This window comes from Halobacillus yeomjeoni, assembly GCF_020171525.1.
Taxonomy (GTDB): domain Bacteria; phylum Bacillota; class Bacilli; order Bacillales; family Halobacillaceae; genus Halobacillus; species Halobacillus yeomjeoni.
Window position 1 is genome coordinate 497,269 of sequence record NZ_JAIVAI010000001.1, and the last position, 20,492, is coordinate 517,760.

22 protein-coding genes are annotated in these 20,492 nt (G+C 38.4%); 12 read left to right on the forward strand and 10 right to left on the reverse strand.

The features are described from left to right. Nucleotides 1-2 precede the first annotated feature (2 nt). From LCL89_RS02505 to LCL89_RS02520, 4 genes are all read left to right on the forward strand, one after another. Nucleotides 3-836 (forward strand): undecaprenyl-diphosphate phosphatase, encoded by an 834-nt coding sequence (locus tag LCL89_RS02505; RefSeq protein ID WP_224807504.1) that lies wholly within the window; start codon nt 3-5, stop codon nt 834-836. A 217-nt stretch (nt 837-1,053) separates the two neighbouring features. After that, nucleotides 1,054-1,293, forward strand: a complete 240-nt coding sequence (locus tag LCL89_RS02510; RefSeq protein ID WP_224807506.1) for a hypothetical protein — start codon at nt 1,054-1,056, stop codon at nt 1,291-1,293. A gap of 130 nt (nt 1,294-1,423) precedes the next feature. Next, nucleotides 1,424-2,047 carry a LysE family translocator gene (locus tag LCL89_RS02515; RefSeq protein ID WP_224807508.1) on the forward strand — a complete coding sequence of 208 codons (624 nt, stop codon included), beginning with the start codon at nt 1,424-1,426 and terminating at the stop codon, nt 2,045-2,047. Nucleotides 2,048-2,254: 207 nt separating this feature from the next. After that, nucleotides 2,255-3,793, forward strand: a complete 1,539-nt coding sequence (locus LCL89_RS02520; protein WP_224807509.1) for a BCCT family transporter — start codon at nt 2,255-2,257, stop codon at nt 3,791-3,793. Between the two features lie 38 nt (nt 3,794-3,831). Here LCL89_RS02520 and LCL89_RS02525 read toward each other — a convergent pair whose 3' ends face one another. The 3 genes from LCL89_RS02525 to LCL89_RS02535 form a co-directional block, all read right to left on the reverse strand. After that, nucleotides 3,832-4,857, reverse strand: a complete 1,026-nt coding sequence (locus tag LCL89_RS02525) for an ABC transporter permease subunit (RefSeq protein WP_224807510.1) — start codon at nt 4,855-4,857, stop codon at nt 3,832-3,834. After that, nucleotides 4,854-5,804, reverse strand: coding sequence for an ABC transporter permease subunit (locus LCL89_RS02530; protein ID WP_224807511.1), 951 nt, complete (start codon nt 5,802-5,804; stop codon nt 4,854-4,856). Before LCL89_RS02530 ends, LCL89_RS02525 begins: the two co-directional genes overlap by 4 nt. Before the next feature lie 283 nt (nt 5,805-6,087). After that, nucleotides 6,088-6,666 carry a DNA-3-methyladenine glycosylase gene (locus LCL89_RS02535; protein ID WP_197316285.1) on the reverse strand — a complete coding sequence of 193 codons (579 nt, stop codon included), beginning with the start codon at nt 6,664-6,666 and terminating at the stop codon, nt 6,088-6,090. A 90-nt stretch (nt 6,667-6,756) separates the two neighbouring features. Between LCL89_RS02535 and LCL89_RS02540 the strand changes: the two genes are divergently transcribed. Together LCL89_RS02540 and LCL89_RS02545 are read left to right on the forward strand one after the other, a co-directional pair. Further along, nucleotides 6,757-8,106 carry an NAD(FAD)-utilizing dehydrogenase gene (locus LCL89_RS02540; RefSeq protein ID WP_224807512.1) on the forward strand — a complete coding sequence of 450 codons (1,350 nt, stop codon included), beginning with the start codon at nt 6,757-6,759 and terminating at the stop codon, nt 8,104-8,106. 111 nt (nt 8,107-8,217) lie between these two features. Then, a complete protein-coding gene (locus LCL89_RS02545) occupies nt 8,218-8,664 on the forward strand; it encodes a hypothetical protein (protein ID WP_224807513.1) in 447 nt (148 codons plus the stop codon). Nucleotides 8,665-9,098: 434 nt separating this feature from the next. On the opposite strand, the gene LCL89_RS02550 is transcribed toward LCL89_RS02545, so the two are convergent. After that, nucleotides 9,099-10,337, reverse strand: coding sequence for an MFS transporter (locus LCL89_RS02550; RefSeq protein ID WP_224807514.1), 1,239 nt, complete (start codon nt 10,335-10,337; stop codon nt 9,099-9,101). Between the two features lie 174 nt (nt 10,338-10,511). Between LCL89_RS02550 and LCL89_RS02555 the strand changes: the two genes are divergently transcribed. The 3 genes from LCL89_RS02555 to LCL89_RS02565 all read left to right on the forward strand — a co-directional run bounded on the left by LCL89_RS02555 (nt 10,512) and on the right by LCL89_RS02565 (nt 12,266). After that, nucleotides 10,512-11,123: a hypothetical protein gene (locus LCL89_RS02555; protein WP_224807515.1), complete on the forward strand. Its 612-nt coding sequence runs from the start codon at nt 10,512-10,514 to the stop codon at nt 11,121-11,123. Nucleotides 11,124-11,348: 225 nt separating this feature from the next. Next, nucleotides 11,349-11,705, forward strand: coding sequence for a DUF4181 domain-containing protein (locus LCL89_RS02560; RefSeq protein ID WP_224807516.1), 357 nt, complete (start codon nt 11,349-11,351; stop codon nt 11,703-11,705). A 117-nt stretch (nt 11,706-11,822) separates the two neighbouring features. Beyond that, nucleotides 11,823-12,266, forward strand: a complete 444-nt coding sequence (locus LCL89_RS02565) for a PH domain-containing protein (protein WP_224809539.1) — start codon at nt 11,823-11,825, stop codon at nt 12,264-12,266. A 43-nt stretch (nt 12,267-12,309) separates the two neighbouring features. On the opposite strand, the gene LCL89_RS02570 is transcribed toward LCL89_RS02565, so the two are convergent. From LCL89_RS02570 to sppA, 4 genes are all read right to left on the reverse strand, one after another. Then, complete coding sequence (locus LCL89_RS02570; RefSeq protein ID WP_224807517.1) at nt 12,310-12,774, reverse strand: hypothetical protein; 465 nt, start codon at nt 12,772-12,774, stop codon at nt 12,310-12,312. Continuing rightward, the gene (locus tag LCL89_RS02575) at nt 12,764-13,831 is read right to left on the reverse strand and encodes a DUF4489 domain-containing protein (protein ID WP_224807518.1); all 1,068 of its coding nucleotides are present in this window, start codon (nt 13,829-13,831) and stop codon (nt 12,764-12,766) included. The genes LCL89_RS02570 and LCL89_RS02575 overlap by 11 nt, the downstream gene beginning before the upstream one ends. A gap of 212 nt (nt 13,832-14,043) precedes the next feature. Beyond that, nucleotides 14,044-14,580, reverse strand: coding sequence for an RDD family protein (locus LCL89_RS02580; protein ID WP_224807520.1), 537 nt, complete (start codon nt 14,578-14,580; stop codon nt 14,044-14,046). Nucleotides 14,581-14,593: 13 nt separating this feature from the next. Continuing rightward, nucleotides 14,594-15,592 carry a signal peptide peptidase SppA gene (gene sppA, locus LCL89_RS02585; protein WP_197316275.1) on the reverse strand — a complete coding sequence of 333 codons (999 nt, stop codon included), beginning with the start codon at nt 15,590-15,592 and terminating at the stop codon, nt 14,594-14,596. Between the two features lie 414 nt (nt 15,593-16,006). Between sppA and LCL89_RS02590 the strand changes: the two genes are divergently transcribed. Beyond that, nucleotides 16,007-17,083 carry a GGDEF domain-containing protein gene (locus LCL89_RS02590; protein ID WP_224807521.1) on the forward strand — a complete coding sequence of 359 codons (1,077 nt, stop codon included), beginning with the start codon at nt 16,007-16,009 and terminating at the stop codon, nt 17,081-17,083. A gap of 31 nt (nt 17,084-17,114) precedes the next feature. On the opposite strand, the gene LCL89_RS02595 is transcribed toward LCL89_RS02590, so the two are convergent. Both LCL89_RS02595 and LCL89_RS02600 read right to left on the reverse strand, forming a co-directional pair. Further along, nucleotides 17,115-17,294 (reverse strand): sporulation histidine kinase inhibitor Sda, encoded by a 180-nt coding sequence (locus LCL89_RS02595; protein ID WP_318245595.1) that lies wholly within the window; start codon nt 17,292-17,294, stop codon nt 17,115-17,117. Between the two features lie 198 nt (nt 17,295-17,492). After that, nucleotides 17,493-17,702: an anti-repressor SinI family protein gene (locus tag LCL89_RS02600; protein ID WP_224807523.1), complete on the reverse strand. Its 210-nt coding sequence runs from the start codon at nt 17,700-17,702 to the stop codon at nt 17,493-17,495. 503 nt (nt 17,703-18,205) lie between these two features. Between LCL89_RS02600 and LCL89_RS02605 the strand changes: the two genes are divergently transcribed. Both LCL89_RS02605 and LCL89_RS02610 read left to right on the forward strand, forming a co-directional pair. After that, on the forward strand, nt 18,206-19,876 hold the full coding sequence (locus LCL89_RS02605; protein WP_404813385.1) for a peptide ABC transporter substrate-binding protein: 1,671 nt from the start codon (nt 18,206-18,208) through the stop codon (nt 19,874-19,876). A gap of 333 nt (nt 19,877-20,209) precedes the next feature. Beyond that, nucleotides 20,210-20,410: a hypothetical protein gene (locus LCL89_RS02610; RefSeq protein WP_224807525.1), complete on the forward strand. Its 201-nt coding sequence runs from the start codon at nt 20,210-20,212 to the stop codon at nt 20,408-20,410. Nucleotides 20,411-20,492: the final 82 nt, after the last annotated feature.

The window sequence follows — 20,492 nt, forward strand, 5'->3', positions numbered from 1 at the left end:
ACATGGAATTAATATCTTTTATTAAAGTAGTGATTCTAGGCATGTTTGAAGGCTTGACTGAGTTCGCGCCTGTCTCTTCCACAGGTCATATGATTATCGTCGATGACATGTGGCTGCATTCTCATGAGTTTTTGGGTGCTTCTGTTGCAAATACTTTTAAAGTGGTCGTCCAACTTGGATCGATATTAGCAGTCGTCGTTGTATTCAAAGATCGGTTTGTTCAATTACTGGGATTGGATACGAACGGAAATGGGGGTAAACTGAAAGCTGGAGGATTAAAATTGTCTCACATCCTGGTCGGATTGATTCCTGCAGCAGCGTTGGGCTTTCTGGTCGAGGACTACATTGACCAATATCTGTTTACGATTGAAACAGTAATGGTAGGGTTACTTCTTGGATCTTTTTTGATGATCATTGCTGATAAATCTTCCAACTCTTTGAATAGGACACAGACGGTAGATCAAATGACTTACAGGCAAGCTTTAGTCATTGGTACCATTCAATGTTTTTCCTTATGGCCTGGTTTTTCAAGGTCTGGTGCTACTATTTCAGCTGGTGTTTTAGTCGGCATGAGCCACCGAGCTGCAGCTGATTTCACTTTTATTATGGCTGTTCCAATTATGCTGGGTGCAAGCACATTATCATTTATTAAGAATATTGAATATTTTACACTATCTTCTTTTCCTTTGTTTTTAGCAGGATTCATCAGTGCTTTTTTATTTGCATTCATCTCCATAAAGTTCTTTTTACGTTTAATCAACAAAATAAAGTTATTCCCATTTGCTATTTACCGTATCGTTTTAGTTGGTGTGCTGTTTATCTTCTATACGAATTAGTGACTGTAAGCATATAATCAAATGACACAGCGTAATATGAATGATCCGAGCCCAAACCAGGTTCGGATCTTGTTTATTTAAATTTAAGGTTTTACCAATGCAGCAAATTCCCATGCCCTGAAAACCTATGGATGATTTGTTATAGTGTTTTCACAAGCTCTAGAGATATTGTGTTCCAGGGTAACTCACTGAAGAAAATCACGGGAGGAAGTGGTGAGTGGATTTGTTCAACTTTTTGAAAAAATTATGGCAGCCGACTGAGATGATTATATGTACAGAAAACCTGACTAAATACTCAGAAGCTAAATGGCTGCTGAGTGAAAATGGAATCAAAACGAAAACAAAGAGTATCCGTGCGGGAGGGAATAACTCACATGGGATGGGTGTGATTGTCTATTATGAAATTCATGTCCCTCGAGAGTCGTTTACAAAAGCCCAACGTTTGCTGTATGGATGATGTTACGAATAGATAAGCAATGAAATAACCTCTATTATGGTTATTATTATAATTGGAAAAAGTGTACAGCGGGAAATTTCTCTGTTAATTTTTAATAAATTGACTTCTATATAGAAAGGGGGAATCTTTGATGGAACTTCCGCTTCTCCTGTCTTTTTTAGGAATGGCAGTCGCTCTGACCTTAATGCCCGGTCCGGATATACTTTTTGTCATTTCTCAAAGCATTTCTCAAAACAGCAGAGCGGGCATTTCGACTGCACTAGGTCTCTGCACGGGACTTTTTGTACATATTACTGCGGCAACTGCAGGTCTTTCTGCAATAATCTATCAATCAGGGATAATATTTTCCCTTATAAAGTATGCGGGAGCTGTTTATCTTCTTTATTTGGCCTGGCAGGCATTCAAGAGTAAAACTAATCGGATAGATATGAACGACCAAGTTCGAAGAAATTATAAATCTTTATATAAAAAAGGGATCATTATGAATGTATTGAATCCGAAAGTATCTTTGTTTTTCCTCGCTTTACTTCCTCAATTCGTTAATGAAGGGAGTTGGAACGCTTCTGTACAAATGTTTACTCTGGGTGTGATTTTTCTTGTCCAGGCATTTGTGATTTTCTCTACAGTCAGCGTTTTCTCTGTAAAGGTCCGTTCATGGTTGATCCACCATGATTGGTTTGCTGAAAGAATGAATTTAATCGAAGGTATTGTGTTGACTATGATCGGGATACAAGTGGCATTAAGTAGTCGTTGATATAGACGGTCGTGCGTTATTTTTGGAGATGCATTGTCCTTTGAAAAAGATTTACTTACGGTTTATTACAACACCTTTCCTAAATACAAGGTCCATCTACGTGTGTAAGAAAATTTGATAATTATTCAAATTCTCCTTTTAGTCATATTTGTGAGTGGGTAAATCCAACTACACCACACATAAATACAGATAAAGGAGTAGTGTACGATGGACAGCAGCAAACTAATCGATTACAAAATCTTCATTCCTGCAATACTAGTCATCATAGCAATAAGTATACCTTTTGCGTTATATGAATCAGAGTCTCTGAAGTTACTAAATATAATATTCAATGAAATTGTAGAAGTATTCAGTTGGGGATATCTTTGGTATGGAATCCTTCTTGTTGCAGCCGGATTGTACTTTTCATTTTCCAAATATGGTGAAGTAGTCCTGGGTGATCCTGAAGAAAAGCCGCGTTTCACACTTTTTGAATATGCCTCTATTTTAATAGCCATGGGGGTCGGGTCCACAATTATGAGGACAGGGATGCTTCAATGGACCTCTGTTGCGAATGACCCTCCTGCCGGCGTGGAAGCTGGATCTCCAGAAGCTCTTTTGTGGGGGAATGCATACAGCATGTTCCTATGGGGGTTTCAGGTGTTTGCGATTTTCGTCATGATTGCTCCTGCAATGGGATATATTTTACATGTGAAGAAACGCCCTTTAATGAGAATATCCGAGTCTTGTCGAATATTATTCGGCGATCGATTTACGGATGGATGGGGAGGGAGAGTCCTTGACATCCTTTTTCTTATCAGTATATTAGCGGGAGCCTCCGTGACTCTGGGTTTAGGTGCGCCAATCATCACTCATAATGTATCTGCTCTTATGGACATTGAAGTCACTTTCGGGTTAACGATAATCGTAACGGTTGTATGGGTTATTCTTTTCTCAGTAAGTGCGTACTTGGGGATAGATAAGGGGATTAAGCGGTTGAGTACATTCAATATGTACTTAGCAGGTGTTTTTGCCCTTTTCATATTATTATTCGGTCCCGGCGTATTCATCATGAATTATTTTACAGACAGTGTATCGTTTCTAATCACACATTACTTGAACATCTCTTTGAATACCGATTCCGTTCATCAAGGGAAAGCGTCTCATATTCAAAGCAACACGGTTTTTTGGTATGCCTATAGTGCCACATGGGCAATGCTTCACAGTGTGTTTGCTGCGAAAATCTCACAAGGGCGGACAATCAAAGAGATGATCCTCACTTATCTGCTTGCACCGACGTTTATTTCCTGGATAGCTACTGGTGTACTCGGGGGATTAGGTGTTCATCGTTTCTTAAAAGGAGACATGGGTGTATTGGAGCTCGTTAAAGAAGATGAGAGAATGGCTGCGATTCCCGATATACTTTCCACCCTGCCCTTGGGTGAACTCGCCATCATGATTTTTATCATCGTCGCGTTGATTTTCTTGACTACGACCTTGGATTCTACTACTTATACCATAGCAGCTTATACAAGTACCAGGGATATGAGTAAGTTTGAACCTCCTAAAATATTACGGATTATCGTAGCTGCGGTTATTACTGGGCTTGCGCTTATCTTAATGCAAATCGGTGGTTTGCCACCATTGCAAGTGATTTCAGGATTGATGGGGCTTCCGACCATCATTATTCAATTTATTCTCATTTATGCTGCGAAACGAATGATGGATGAAGATGAAGCATGGAAGTTTAATATAAGGCAGGAATGAAGTGGAAAATGAAAAAATCAGTTCCCAAGTGAAATTTCTTAGGAACTGATTTTTTTTATCATTTGAAATTTGTCTTTGGTAACGGGGGATACGGTTTCTTTCATAGTAGTTGTTTTGGTTTTTGATTGATAATGTTCAAAAGGGCCTTTCAATCCATAGGCAATACTATTCACAGCTAAAATGGCTAAAGCGAATGCTGTTACAGGTGCAAGGATCATCCATGGAAATGGAATCGCGTATTCAAAATTTTGGCTGATTAAACCTGACCATTCATTTGACATGGAAAAATGTCGGTAAATCGGCTCCCCGGTCTCGATGTCGATATCCATCAAACGTGTCTCTGTACCGCCAATAAAAATATTAAGCAATCCAAGGTGAGCAAAAATGATTAAGGCCTGCCCCACTTGCTGCACGAACATGAGGAGTAACTTCGGTTTTAGAAAAGGAGAAACGTGTTTTCTATAAAGGTGGAAGTGATTGGCACCCATCAGCTTTGATGTGATGACATAATCCTTTTTATATATGAGGTTCAATTCATTTCTTACATACATTGATAAAACAGGTGCACTGACCAAAATTAATATGATGACAGGGTAGATGATCTTAGTCGTCAGATCATAACTCCAACTGAATGTAAGGACTACAGGAGCAATCAATACATAGGTCAGGATAGTGGTAGGAGTGTAATGAAACGCATCCGAAAGATTATTTATTCTTTTATTAAATTGAGAGGGCATTAAAAAAAGAAGGTAACCGCCTAAAAAAGACAAGATGACTCTTCCGAAGGCGATGATCAATGATAATCCAATCGTATACTTTGCCCCATCAATAATTTTCAAGAAAAAACTATTACCATCAATATCACTCCCCAGCGGATATTGAACCGAAGGAGGAAATGGAGCAATGGCAATGAGCTGGTTGTTTTCATCAAATAATAATTTTTCAGGAGGAGTTCGATCTTGTTCAATTACAAATCCGAAAATCATACTAGCTGAAAGGAGAGAAATGAGAAACATCAATCCAATCGCAATCAGCAGCCTATTTGAAAACCAGAATTTTTTCATAAAGTACTCCTTCCTGAAGGAAAGCTGCGGTGAATCGTCCATTGCACAATTGTGAATATGAGGAAAAATGGAATGAATACCATAAACAGGCTGATCGTCAATATTTCTGGATTTAAAACACTGTGCTTATAGACGAACGTCATGAAACCATTGATATTAAAGATGATTTCTAACATTAGAAGATTAGCAAGTAAGAAAGTGAAAATACTTCTAAAGTGGTTAAAAAACGTGAGGATGGAATTTCTTAAGATGTGGATGATCAGGATGTATGATTTACTAAAGCCTTTACTAAAAGCAAACTCGACATATTGCCGGCTTTCTTCTTCTTCGAAAGCCAGTAACAATAATTTATTCATATAGATAGCAGGCAGTAAAGAAAGAATAAATATGGGGACGACGACGGGATCACCATCAGCGGTACTCGTAATATCGAACACTAATAAACCAGTTTTTTTATATGTCCAAATTATAGAAATTTGAATAATTAAAATGATGAAAATGTCCGGGAGAGATTCTAAGAAAAAAAGAATGATTTTAGGAAGTGCCCTGTATTTTCTCGAGAAATACATAACGAGGAAAGTCATAACGAGAGCCAATAGCAAACCAAAGAACAAGCCGAGAATCATATAGGTCATAGACTTTAAAAATAACTCCCATAATTCAGGGAAAATCGGCCGGTAGACTCCTCTATAATAATATTCAGCGTCGCCACCGGTGAAAAGGAGTTTAATCGTTTGGTAGATATGTAGAGTGTATTCTTGAAAGTTGAATACGATGGTGTCATATAAAAATAAAGTGTTATCCAAGGTTTTCATATGTATCATTTTTAAAACCTCTACTTGAGCTTTCATATTAAACAGTAGATAAGGAAGCGAGCCGATCAGCAAAATACTAATCGAAGTCAGTAAAAAATGTAGAAACGTTTCTCTTTTCGTAAATCCATCCATTTGCTTTCCCCTCTCATCACCCTTCGAGTTACCATTAAATACCATTGGTGTTGCTTTATTTCTACAAATACTGATCCAATTCCTTCTTATTCCTTTCTTTTGTAATGGAAGTTTTGGAACAAAGTTCAGCCTTCTTAATAAGAATGAGAGGGAGATTTTACAATAGGAAGGTGGAAAACTTTCGAATAGACTTCCATTTCGCAAGCTTTCCACTGAATAGTATTAAGACATCTTTTTTCCTTTAGAATTATTGAGCGAATTCAATTCGAAAGACAACAACCGGTTATCTCGATACGAATCGATTTCCGGTAATCCAATAACGCCAAGGATAGTCACGCGCTTCGCCAGAATTTTCGATGCCGATTCTCTTTCCGCTAGAAATCGATTCCGGCTTTATCCCTTCTCTTAGATAAAGGGGAGGTTCGGTGTACGTACGTCCATAATCACTTTTTATGATTCCGAGGGCTTTCGTCAATTTACCAGGTCCGTTCGTAAGGTCTATTTCCTTCTTATCACCTCTACGTTTGTACATAAGATCTTTCCCTATCACTGGTTCGACTGCTCGGATGAGTACAGCCTCAGGTTTTTCACTTTCAGCACTGACCACGTTAACAAGACAGTGGGTATGCATCACATAGGTATAGACAGTTCCAGCAGGTCCGAACATCGCTTCTGTCCGCTTTGTCCGTTTGTTGTTAAAGCTATGAGAAGCACGGTCTTCCGGGCCGATGTAAGCTTCTGTCTCTACGATATATCCTGAAGCAGTACCTTCATCCGTTTCTTTGACAAGCTCACACCCTAACAAGTCCCGGGCCAGTTCTAAAGTGGGCTTTTGGAAAAATTCAATCGGTATAATAGACATAGAACGATCACCTTTTCTTTTTTTATTCTTTGTATTATTTTAAAAGAAAATCGATAAAACTTCATCTTAGCAGAACAGGGAGTGGAATTTATGTATGATGTAATCATTATTGGTGCAGGAGTAAGCAGTGTTTTCCTCACATACGAATTGAGTAAACTAAGAGGTGATTTGAATCTTTTGGTTATCGATCGAGGAAGCAAGCTGGAAGAACGGACCTGTGGTACCGATCAAGGAAATTCTTGTACATGTGAAGGACCCTGCAATAAATATATGGGGTTTGCAGGACTCGGGAAATCAGAAGGGAAATTCAATTATACAAATGATTTCGGCGGAGAATTGGGGAGAAAAATCGGTGAAGAAAAAGCATTGAATTTAATGAAACATGTGGACGATATCCTTTGTAGTTTTGGCGCAGATCAGGTCAAAACTTATTCCACTCTGAATGAATCTCTGCAGCTGCGTGCTGAGCGGAAGGGATTAAAAGTACTATCCACTGAGGTCAGACACTTAGGTACAAGGCTGGCTGAAGAGGTTTTCCAAAACATCTATGAATCCATAGAGGAAAAAGTTGATTTCCGTTTCAACACTTTGGTAGAAACTATTATTCCTCAATCTGATGGTTTCAAAGTTATCACCGAGGACAATACATATGAAACGAAAAGAGTCGTGTTAGCAACAGGAATGAGTGGCAGTGAATGGATGACAGAACAACTGGATCAGCTGGGGATCCACCACGGCGAGACACGCCTCGATTTAGGTTTGAGGGTGGAAATGCCGGGAAATCAATTAGCCTCAATTTTACAGCATACGTTTGAAACGAAACTACAACTTGTATATGAGACATACTCCGGGACCACTTACTGTATGAATCCGCGCGGGAGGATCATCAGGAAGTATCAGCATGGACTGGTTATGCCTGACGGTCAAAATCAACATGAAGAGAATTCTCCGGGAAGCAACTTGAATTTTACCTTTTTCGTACCTGAATATTTTCATTCACAGCATGAAGCTATGGATTTTGCCCGTAAAATTATAGGTTCCATTAATCGTGGGAAAGACAGAGTGGTGGTGCAACGGTTGGAAGATTTGATTGGAGTAAAGCCTACACAATCCCTTGAAGGAAATAAAGTCGTACCTTCTTTAATGGCACAGCCAGGGAACATCCATGATGAAGTTCCCGAATGTTACATCCAAGTATTAATGGAATTTTTAAGAAGGTTGGAAGATTTGTTGGAAGAACCTATTGACATGGACAGTTTAATCTATGGAATAGATGCTAAATTCTATGAACCGAAGCTGGTGAGTGATGTTTATTTTCAAACAGAAGTTAAAGGGCTGTATGTAGCAGGGGACTGTTCAGGTGAAACCCATTCACTTTCGCAGGCAGCTGCAAGTGGAGTTTATTTAGCTCAAGTATTATCTAAAGGAAACGATATCTAATAAAGATGAATCATTCATTTTAATTACCATAATTATGAAACTATTCCGCTGTTTGTTCGTACAGCATATAGATGCCTGCTGATAGACCATTCAGGGAATAGGGGGTGCCAAATGAATGATAAGATAGAACAAGAAAGCTTCAACCAAAAGAAAGTAAGACTGAAATCTATGAAAAATTCGTGGTATGGTTTTCTCGGGTTTGTTCTCCTCATTGGATCCATGCAGACCTATTCTAATCCAGTCCCTGTGATCCTCTACCTTTTCATCCTGATTATCTACATTGACTTTATATATCAATCAAAAATGAGTAGAAAACCAAATGATGAATTGTGGGAATTATGGGAATTACGCTGGAGTGACCATAAGCTTCTTTTTCAAATAAGAAACGCATTATCCAATACATTTTGGGGTATTGTTCCGATGGTTTATGACCCTTTATTATGGTGGGTGACCTTGATCATAGCCTTAGGCGGAGGAGTGAAAGGTTTTTTAGATGGTGGTAAAGATTGGGAAGCAAAAAACTATTACTATGAAGAGTACATAGGTAGACAGGCCTGATACAATGTTTTCAATGTTCATTGGATGCAAAAATATTTTTCCACAAAACAAAAAGACCTTAGAAGAATTCGAAGGTCTTTTTGTGTGTAACAATTAACCGATTTGTATCCCCATTTGGGCTAATAAAAAAAGAGAGTCGTAGTATTTATTCACTTGCTTGAATTCTCCCTCTTCCAATTGAATAAAATCACATCCAGGTATTGTTACAGTTGCAGAGTCTTTTTTACATTGGTGTAAAAACCAGAAGATAATCGAATGTATTTTGTGTCACTCGATGGAACAATCACTTCATATAGACAATACGTCAGCGGTAAAGAGCCGAAAAGAAAAGATTTCCCAAAATAAACGGGGTGGTTTAAACAAATACTGTGAATTTGTTTAAAAAAAATCATGAAAAAAAGGAGCATCTAAAATGGACGCTCCTTTTTGAAAGTCTATTCATCTTTATGCAGGGTTTCTTTCATTCTTATCAATACATTCAATCCAGCGAGAAGCGGAAGGAGACCAACCAGACCGATGGCCCAATCGACACTGATTAAGTCAGCGATAAAACCTGCGATCAAAGCACCGAAAGCATATCCGCTATCACGCCAGAAACGATATACACCTAAAGAGGTAGCTCGCCAATTCGGGTGAGCGACATCGCTGACGGAAGCGATGATTGTAGGATAAACCATTGCTGTACCGATGCCCAAGAATAACGACCCAGTCATCCATAATCCAAACCCATCCATAAAAACAATCCACCATAATGATAGGGATTGCAGGGTCATCCCAAAAATGATCAGCCACCTGCGCCCTACTTTATCAGAAAGAGCTCCGGTGAATAATTGAAAGAACCCCCATGCAGCAGGGTAGACAGCCACAACGGCTCCGATCTGTCCGACTGAGAGGCCTCCGGCTGCAAAGAAAATTGGGAATAACCCCCAAGCCATGCCGTCTTTCAAGTTGGTGGTCAAACCTGCAATGCTGCTGCTGGCCAGGTTCTTGTTTTTCCACGAGGTTTTGAAAAATACTTCACGAAAAGAAATCATCTCATCATTTGATTTCTTTTCTGCAGCGCTTTGAACCTTCAAATGCCCTCCTGTATCCTTAGTAAATAAAGAAAGGGCAAACCCAATCAAAACTATGATGATACCAAGATAAAATGGTTCAGGAGTCAATGAATAAGTGGAAGCTACATAGCCGGAAATTGCTGCCATGACAGCCACACCGATGTATCCGGCAAATTCATTGAAGCCTACAGCCAGTCCACGCTCGTTGGCCTTGGCGAGGTCGACTTTCATGTTCACGGTCATCGACCAAGTCAATGCCTGATTGACTCCAAGCAATACGTTGGCGAATACAATCAACCACCAGGTGTGAGCGAATATGACAATAATCGGAACAAAAATTCCGATGCTCCAGCCGATGAGGAGAACTCGCTTACGCCCTGCACGATCTGCCAAATCTCCCGCAAATAAATTCATGATTGCTTTAGAAAATCCGAAACTGACAATGAAGGAAAGCGCAGCACTCGTAGAAGCGATACCGTACTGCTCCTCACCGATCATTGGTAATATGGTTCTCTCAAGTCCCACCATTGAACCTACAAATAGGTTTATTAGGACAAGTAAAGAAAATTGAAGTAAATTTTCTCGTATCCCTATTTTATGAGTATTGTGATAAGCCATGAAACCACCTCGCTATTTATACATTCATACGGTACAAGGTATATGATACAACTGTTTTTTACAAGTGAATTGTTTTTTCTATAATTCTAAACTTCCCTTTAGTATTGATATAAACACTGTATAGATTGAAAAGGTGGCGATGTCTTATTCAGGTGTTATGTTAGGGATATTTTAATGTCGATTTTGAACAGAGAGGAAGACGGAATGATACTACATTTGAAAAGTTTATTAGTTTTCACCATCATATTTTTAGCTGCATGTTCTCAGTCAAATAAAATAAGCATCCCCGTTGAGAGAAAAGAACACGGGTTTATAAATTACGAAACGGTTGAAGCAGAAAAAGCTATACAAGAAATGCCCTTCCACTTTCAGCTGCCAGAAAGCATACCCTTTCAAGCAGGGGTTGAGGAAGGAACAATTTTTGAATCAATAAATGATCCTTTCCATAAAGGAATTACGCTCCGGTATTTCCCAAAAGGATCTAACGTAGATTTGGAAAGAAAAGGACCCATAATAGGTCCTCAAGAGTTTTTAGAATATCGTGTTACCAATTTTGAATTTAATTTCGGTCATATTAAAAAGAATGAAAAATTTGACAAATTAGTAGTGGAAGGTCGGGAGGTTTACTATTCATATAGTAAGGAAATACCAAGTGTTGTCGTCACTTGGACTGAAGAAGGTAAAGAATATTTCTTGTCTTACGTAAAATCCAAAAGTGAATATTCAACAAAAGAATTAACCATGAAAAATAGAATCATAAACGTATACAAAACTCTTGTAGATTAAGGTTGGCCATGAATTGAAAGGTTTACTTACACGAAACAAATATAGAGAAACGAGAAATGGCTGCCCGTGTAAATCAAAGAGCAAAAGGTATCAACCGTGTTCGCGGTGGGCATAAAAGGAGCACTTCCAATAGGGAGTGCTCCTTTTTTGAATATGTATTCCTGACTTCTTTCCATTACATACTCCACATACATATATTACATGCATAAATGACGGAGGGATTACATGGAATGGTACCTGATGGCAGGAGTGTTTGTAGTTTATTATCTTAGTATCTGGTGGGTTGAGAATAAGTGGAAGAAAAATGACCGAAGGACTAAGAACATACCGCCTGTTTCTTCTGTTCAGCGGTGGGGGGAAGCAGTGATTGTTTCTTTTTTATTGTTGGGTGTAATGTACTTTTCTTTTTATGACCCGAATAAAGAATTGTCCCGTGCTTCTTTTTTAGCAGGTTTGACCACCCTTATCACATTCAGAGCATTGATGGAATGGAAGGCTGGGATGGAATTCAAACGTATCATCTTTACAGCTCTTTCTGGTTACCTGCTGGTCCTTATTTTTACTTGGGTAAGTGCTCTTTAACAAAAACTTCGTTTGGTTATATCATCCCTTATAGAGCTAAGATCAGGTATAGTTGCTTATTTGTTAGAATTTTGAAATAATTATACTTAACTTTGACATAAGGGAGGCAATGGATTGATGGTCTTTGAGGCTGCAAGAGATTCGCACTTTCGCACACTCATGACAAAAGCGGTTACCAATATGACACTTATGTTGGTCTTTCCTTTTTTCTTCAATCAGGCGACACATAACATTTGGTTTATCCTTGTTTGGTCTTCTATTTATTTGTTTTTACTTGTATCGTTCATCGTTTCCGTAACTAAAATAAGGTATGAGCTTAACGAAAACTATTTACTAGTCAAAGGCGGACCCATCAGAAGTAAAATTCCATACGACAAAATCATCAGTTATAATACCACAGCGGATATTTATTGCGGATATAGAGTTTTGACCGCTTCAGATGCGATTGAAATATTCTATGAGGGAGGTGTAAGGAGGAGTGTCAAAATCGCTCCTAAAGATCAAGAAACTTTCCTGGAAATTTTGAGAGCTCAATGTCCAAAAGCTCAAATGACATTATAAATATATTAAAGCCGCTCATAAACCAATGTTGAGCGGCTTTTTTTCATACATTTAATATAATTGCGGAAGCAGTTTGGCTTAAAACTTCGATAGAAGAGTGATTCGTCTTGATTTCTGAAAGTTGAAAAGAATAATGAATCTGAGTTTGAGGAGTAATATCAGTATGATCACAGTAGTTGAGGACCAAGGGCTCAACAGTGTTCAAATCAGATACATTTGCTGGAAATACTAATGAAACACCAAAATTCCAAGTTTCTAATAGCACTGGATCTCCTTTATAGGGAGTTTTCACAAGTTGATAGGTGAGCTGTATTTCAGGGTTTTCTCCTAATACTTGATAAGACAAGTTCTGGGAATAATTTAATAACACATGAGGTTGAGGATGTCTGCTGTGAACTTTCAATTCAGCAAGAACAATCGGTCCTTCATTTACTGACCGGTGGACAGGGAGAGTATTCTCAGAAACCTTCCCACATGTGATATACGGCATATAAGGATCATGTTTCATGGGAAACTCCCTCCCCTTTGAATAATTCATATCCCCCGTGACGATAGTTGAATACTTGAGCAGTCAGACTCTTGTTAGATATATCAAATGAAGATTGTACAGACAACCTGGCTTCGACTAATTCCATACGGTATTTGCAGATGGTTTTCGTATATCGATCACAGAAATTGTAGACGAGAGGCTCATTAATATCGGTATCACTTGGAAACTCCCGTAAAAATGGCCATTCCATCAAGACATCACGTTTACCGCTGGGTAAGCATATTCTCACCAAACGAAATTTCAAGTGATTAAAATGATCTTGTCTCAGTATGGATTTTATGAAACTCGAAAATGTGAGAAGAGTCCCCGATTGACTTGTCTTTTGAGTATTCACAGTCACTTCAGCCAATAATACTGGAGCCATCCCTCTATTTAAGCTTTGGGGTAGGACTGGATTGAATGTTTTACCACATCCGATAAAAGGGGGGTTGTTAGGATTTCCATTTTGAAGATGCTGCATTCGGCTGATTTCATAAATGGACGGATGTAATTTAGAAGGGTATCGTCTGACCCTGTTTCCGTTATAAGGGCGGGAAGGTTCACCCTGGCCGCTTATAACAGTAGCGGTAAATGACGTATTCGTTATATCCAATCGCTTAACGTTTTTTCTCTGTATCTCAATGATTTCGATCCGATATGTGGTGCTGTTTTTCCCCTCTTTATCCAGCCTGTCACAATAATTGAGAACAGTAGGTTGGTTTGTGTCTAAATTCCCGAAGTCTTCTTCGGCTGCTGCGAATTGAAATTCCCACTCATTCAAAATTTCTTTCCGATCTTCATTCTTAACCTCTTTGGATAAACGATATGTGATTTTTAGTTTTGGGCTTAGACCGACAAGTGTAAATTGAAAGAATTCCGAAAATTTCAATAACACATGAGGCCGTTCGATAAATTTTGGATTGATGGCCACGCTGCCCAATAAGATTGGCGGCTCGCCTCGTGACCACTGTTCAGGCAGAGTGGGTTGAAAAGTATCACCGCATTGTGCAAATGGCAGGGAGCTTATTTTATTCATGTAATCACCTCGCTATCTCAACTTATGGGAAAATCCTCTACCCATTGTATGCAGAAGAAGCCAGTACTACGAATAGAAATGCTGATCGGATCATGCTGGTTAAACAGAAGCTAAATGTCTCAAAGAAGTTTTTGGTGAATCGTAAAGTCCCATCATTATACAGCAAAACTCAAACAAAAAAAGCCTGTCTAAATACATAGACAGGCTTTCATTCATGACTCGTTTGCTTCTGCTTGGTGTTCTAACGCGCTGTACAAAGATTGGAATCTGTTTTTGATTACTGAAGTATCTGCAAACAGATCATGGACTCCTTGGTGACGCTTTGTGAACGCAACTACCAGATAGGGAAGACCGAAAACAGCCATACTTATATAACGCCCAATGAATTCCCGGAAGATGATCTGGCCGTTGGAAAGTGGTTTACCATTAAGTGATTCCACTGATAAACCACAAATCATTTTTCCTAAAGTCGCCCTGAAATATTTCGTCATCAGAATAAAGTAAAGGAAAAAAATGATGGACGTTAAAATATTTTCAGCACTCAACATCTCGATCCAAAGCTTTGCAGATTCAATATTCAAAAGCCTGAGCAAGGGTCTTATGATAATCGAATTGACACTCCATACAATTAATAAATCAATGATATAAGCGAAGAACCGGATACCAAATCCTGCATAGATCAGCTTTGTAATATCTGCTTTATGTTTATCTATGATAGAAAATTGTGGTTGGTTGTCGATCGTCTCCATTTCAGGTCCCTCCTTATTCACTGTACATATACATCAAAGTCGGCCCTTGACGTTGACTGATTAATTTCTCAATATAGCGAATTTCACTGTTTGGCATGAAGTTTTGTGCGAGTGGGAGGTCAAAGAATGATCCAATGTTGTTTCTGAATTCGATGACTTTGGGGTCTCCACCCACCTTATCCTTCAAAGCTTTCAATGCATCTTCTCTGAAACCGATTTGGTCGATCAAGCCGTTCTCAACTGCTTGAGAACCGGAGTAGATTCTCCCATCAGCCAAGTCATATACTTTCTCTTCAGGAAGTTCTCGACCTTCAACAATAACATCAACAAATTGTTCGTATGATTCGTCTACAAGTTCTTGAATAATTTCACGTTCCGTTTCAGTCATTTCTCTGACCGGGCTCATAATGTCCTTGAATTTACCGCTTTTGAAAGTATTGAATTTCACCCCATACTCATTGGCGAGTTCTTGATAATTGATGCTTTCCATGATGACGCCTAATGAACCTGTGAAAGTTTCCTGGGATGCAAAAATCTGGTCAGCCGGTGTGGAGATATAATAGCCGCCTGATGCAGCAATACTTCCCATGGAAACAAAGATAGGCTTACCAGCTTTTTTAATTTCCTTTAACTTATCGTGAATTTCTGCACTTTCATAAACGCCCCCACCTGGAGAATTCACATAAAGAAGGAGGGCTTTGATCGTGTTGTCTTCTTTTACTTGCTGTAGCTGTTTCATAATATGGTCATGCTGATATCCCCCTCCACCAAATGGGTTGGATGATGAACCCGGAGTATTAATAATGGCTCCCTCAATATTAATTCTTGCTATCCGGCTCATCTCAGATCCTTCCTCGATGACTTTTTCACCTAACTGTTGTTTTCCGGAAAACATTTTTGCTGGATTGTTTTCAGAGAAATCCTGATTGATAAAGAAATTAATGCTTTGAAATGTAAGAGCAACCAATAAAAGGGCGGCTGCAATGATAATGGCAACGATCCTTTTCGTCATTGTTTATCCTCCTTAGTTTAGAAATCAGTTTTTGTAATGAATGCTTCATATGTATACGTAACATTCTCATATAACGTTTCATTACTTAACGTCTAGTACTATTCATCATACAGGTAAAGCGAGGAAAAAACTATAAGTCATGACAGGTAAAAAGAACAAGATGATTAATCCAATTTTTGAAGAATACAAATTATTCCTATACCTCTGATTAATGTTCAAAGAAGGTGTTTTTTGATGGGGGATGCTCTCCAATAATTAAGTACCAAAAATAAAAGCCTCCTGAACGAGGCAATAATTTTTGAAAAACGATTTTATTATCATTTTTTTCGACATTCCTGTACAATAGAATACAAATTTCACTTTATTTTACGAGGTGAAAGGTTAAACGTCGTATGGCAAGGAGTTGGGTTGCTTATGTATGAGCAGTTATTCGTCAATTTGACGATTATAACTACATGCTTATTTTTATATCATCAATTATTCAAAAAAATTCTATACTCATATAAACACAGTTTGAGAGCGAAAATCACTTTAGGTACTCTCACAGGCGTCCTGGCTATTTTGTTGATGCACTTCAGCATTCAAATCAATGGGGAAACTTTAATTGACCTCAGACATATTCCTCTGATGCTGGCGACTTTGTTTGGAGGTTGGGTTCCAACCCTTATTACAGGAATAATGATCATTATAGGGCGCTTCTTTATTGGAGTAAATGCTTCGGCCATGGCGAATTTAATTTTCATAGCTTGTCTTATTCCATCGTTCATATTAATTGTAAAAACGATCAACGGTTTATGGAAAGCTAGTATAACCATGATGGCTGTATCAGTTTTCTTTTTTAGTATCATCGTCTATCAACTGATCGGAAATGCAGCATTTTTGAATGAGCTGGTCTTCATTTATTTAGGGTTCACCTTTGCTGCTGGTATCGTTTCTGTGTACACGAACAAGTATTTAAGACGAACAAACCAATTGATGAAAGAATATGAACGAAATGCTTTTCAAGATCCACTGACGGGATTGAATAATGTGCGGAGTTTCGACCAGACTTTCAACCGGTTAGCAACTAAGGCAATACAGAAAAAAGAAATGCTTTCTTTGACGGTCATTGATATTGATTATTTCAAGCACATAAATGATACATACGGGCACCCTGAAGGTGATGAAATCCTTAAACAAGTTGGGAAGATTTTATTAGAGAAATCAAGAGAGAGTGATTTCGTTTCCAGGAACGGGGGAGAGGAATTCACAGTTTTAATGCCAAAATGTTCTGAGGAAGAAGCGAAGAAGGTGTCAGAGAGAATAAGAAAATCCATACAACAACATTCATTTGACATTCATAACGGTCATACCAAAATAAACCTTACCGTTTCGATTGGAATATCGACATATCCAGGTACTGTAGGAGATACAAGGGATTTATACAGAAAAGCGGATCAGGCATTATATATAGCAAAAAATGAGGGAAGAAACAGGGTGGCATCCGCCTGAGTTCATATAAAAAAAGCAGGTAGTCAAAGCACTATCTGCTTTTTTTTGTGTACTTAATATTACTACCTTTATCTGGGTGTCTGGTTGTGTTAGAGAGTTTGCGTTCCTCCATTTCAGATGTTACCAATCCGATAAAATCAGGCGAGAGGTTCATTTGTTTAGCCTTTACATATGTTTTGACAAGTAAGCTGTTAGTTAACGCTTTCATCATTTTCCCCCTTTGGTAGCTTTGGAAAAATGAGATGATTTCTTATATCATTTATATGGATCCTGCGGAAAAAACCTTCATTGACCAAAGGCAAGAAAATCATCTCTATTGAATTAGCGGTATTATTCTTTACCCTGTATTTAATAGTCGCAATCCGACCATTCGGTAGGGAATGGTAAAAAAATTATTACTGGAAAGAAATTATATGTAGTATTTATCTGTTGGGAATAAAACTACGTTATTTTTATACTGCTTTTGCTTTTTTGTTTTGTTCTTCCACTCAGTAGATCCCATGCTCTTTTCTTTATTTTTAAGAAATTGTTGGAATTCAGTTTTCGTACGACCTGAACCCATAGCATATTCTACAAGATCCAACCACTCTTCGTTCAGTTCATTCTCTTTTTGTTTCATCATATACTCCTCCTTAAAGTATAAGGCTGTTCGCTATTCGACTTTTCTAATCTCATTATATTACATAATTGTTACAATATTAAGCCTTATGATTTAATTATCGTCAGCTACACATGAATATAAATGAGCTTAAAGTCCTTGTTCTTGAAAAAAAACAGGATTTTAGTCAGTCGAACGTTCAATGATTCTTTGTTGCCAACCAGATTACCTCTTTATTAAGAGGAGTATAACAAAATGTGGACTTTTGAATTATGCGTTTCATATTAGTGAACTTCGATCTTGACCAGTAGTTAAGAAATCACATGTCATATGGCATGCTGTAAATGGTGTGTATTAACAGTTAGAGGTTTCTTAAGACCTGTATCGTTAATTATTATAGTTCAATGAATCTATTCTATTAGACTCCTTTAAGAAATCCGTTCATTTGCAAGTAAGCCTTTACAACGATATAATTCGGGACATGTGTTTAAAAATACATAAATTTTCAACAATTTCAGGAGGGTATGTGTGTGAGAAATTCTAAATGGTACATACTGATGTCTACTCTAGCGATGACTATGTTCTTAGCAGCATGTTATGGCGGCGGTGAGAATGGAAGTGAACCAGCGGATGATAGTAAAAAACAAGAAGGAGAGGAAACTGAACAAGTCTTAAACCTTGTTGATGGAGCAGAAATTCCTACGATGAATTCTTCCCTGACAATTGATGCCATTGCCTCCCAATGGCTTGGCTCTACAAAAGATGGACTTTACCGCCTGGGGGAAAACGGTCAAACTGAACCAGGTATAGCGACGGATCACAAAGTGAGTGAAGATGGTTTGAAATGGACCTTCAACCTTCGTGATGATGCGAAATGGACAAATGGTGATCCAGTTACTGCTCATGATTTTGTTTTTGCCTGGCAGCGTGCTGTTGATCCTGAAGTCGGATCTGAATATGGCCCATACATGATGAACGGAGTCGTTCAGAATGCCGAAGCTGTATCCAAAGGTGAAATGGAACTTGACAAATTAGGTGTCAAAGCTGTTGATGATTATACGTTCGAAGTGACGCTTGAGAAGCCTACACCTTATTTTGAATCCATGACGACATTCGGTACGTTCCTGCCGATGAACGAGGAGTTCGTGGAAGAACAAGGTGATCAATATGCCATGGAAGCTGAGAATCTATTAGCTAATGGTCCTTTCAAAATGACAGAATGGAATCATGGAGAAGGATGGACAGTTGAGAAAAACGAAGATTACTGGGATGCAGATAAAGTAAAACTTGATAAAATCAACGTAAAAGTTGTAAAAGACACAGCTTCTGCCGTCAACCTTTATCAGACAGACGCTATTGATCGTGTCAACTTATCCTCAGAATTCGTAGATGAGTACCGTTCTAGTTCTGACTTCCGAGTAGAAGAAGAGCCTGTAATTTTCTTCTTGAAAATGAACCAGCAAAACGAAATTCTTGCCAATGAAAATGCTCGTAAAGCAATACAAATGGTAATCGATCGTAAGAGTATGGTAGATGTAATTCTTAACAACGGCTCTGTACCTGGAGAAGGAAATATGCCTGCGAATTTTGTCAGTCACCCTGAATCCGGAGAAGATTTCCGTGAAATTAATGGGAAGCTTGTAGAAACAGATGTTGAAAAAGCTCAAGAACATTGGAAGAAAGCCAAAGAAGAGCTCAATATTGAAACAGCAAATCTTCGTTTCCTTGGTGGAGATACGGAGAATGCGAAAAATTTAGATGCTTATCTTAAAGATCAACTGGAGCAACTGGAAGGTCTTTCTATCAAACTTGAGAGTGTACCGTTCAAAGTCCGCCTCGAGCGCGATTCAAACATGGATTATGATATTGAGAACTATGGTTGGGGACCAGATTATATTGACCCGAATACATTCCTGAATCTGTGGGTAACCGATGGCGGAAATAATAAAACAGGTTACTCTAGTGAAAAATATGATTCTTTGATTAAAGAAGCCGGAGATGAATTAGCACAGAAGCCGGTGGAGCGTTTTGAAAACTTCTTAGAAGCAGAAAAACTCCTGATTAAAGAAGACGCCGTCCTTGCACCACTGTACCAGCGTGCCAGAGCTCAGTTGTGGAAGCCTTACGTGAAAAATGTGACGGTCAACCCAATGGGGCCGGACTACACTTACAAGTATGCCTACATTGAAAAATAAGATAGGAAGAAGAACAGCCTCTGCATCAGAGGCTGTTTTTTTGTAGTTTTTCATAAAATAACATCTTGATTGAATTATGGTCACTTATAACCCTGGGTATTATCATTCAGGAAATTCTATGACTAAAATGGTTGTTTCCAAAAAAAGTGAAATGTGAAACAATAAGGAAGTATAGAGGTCACATCAGACAAGCTTACTTCATCCATCGCTACTTAAGACTGCATATTTTTTAATTTCTTTTACATGATATACTCCAGGAAATTTTTTATATCATAATACTTAACCGAATACAGGGGGGATTATTTGTCTCATAATTTATAAATATTTCTAGGTTTGATAGCTTTAATCGCTGGTCCATTATTTTTTGCTATGTTGAAGGATCACTTCGGCTTCAACCGCAACCGTTTTTATGGTGATGAAGCAAACAAGAATAAACAATCAAAACGTGAAGAAGCATTTGATCGAATGCCTCATTCTTACGGACGAACTGATGGTACCTACGATGTTGGTGGAAACGATGAGGGTAACGATTAACTATGAAATAGAAGAGCTCCCAGGGATTGGGGGCTTTTTTAATTCCGAAATTTTGTCATAACCTTCTCACCCCTTCAATACT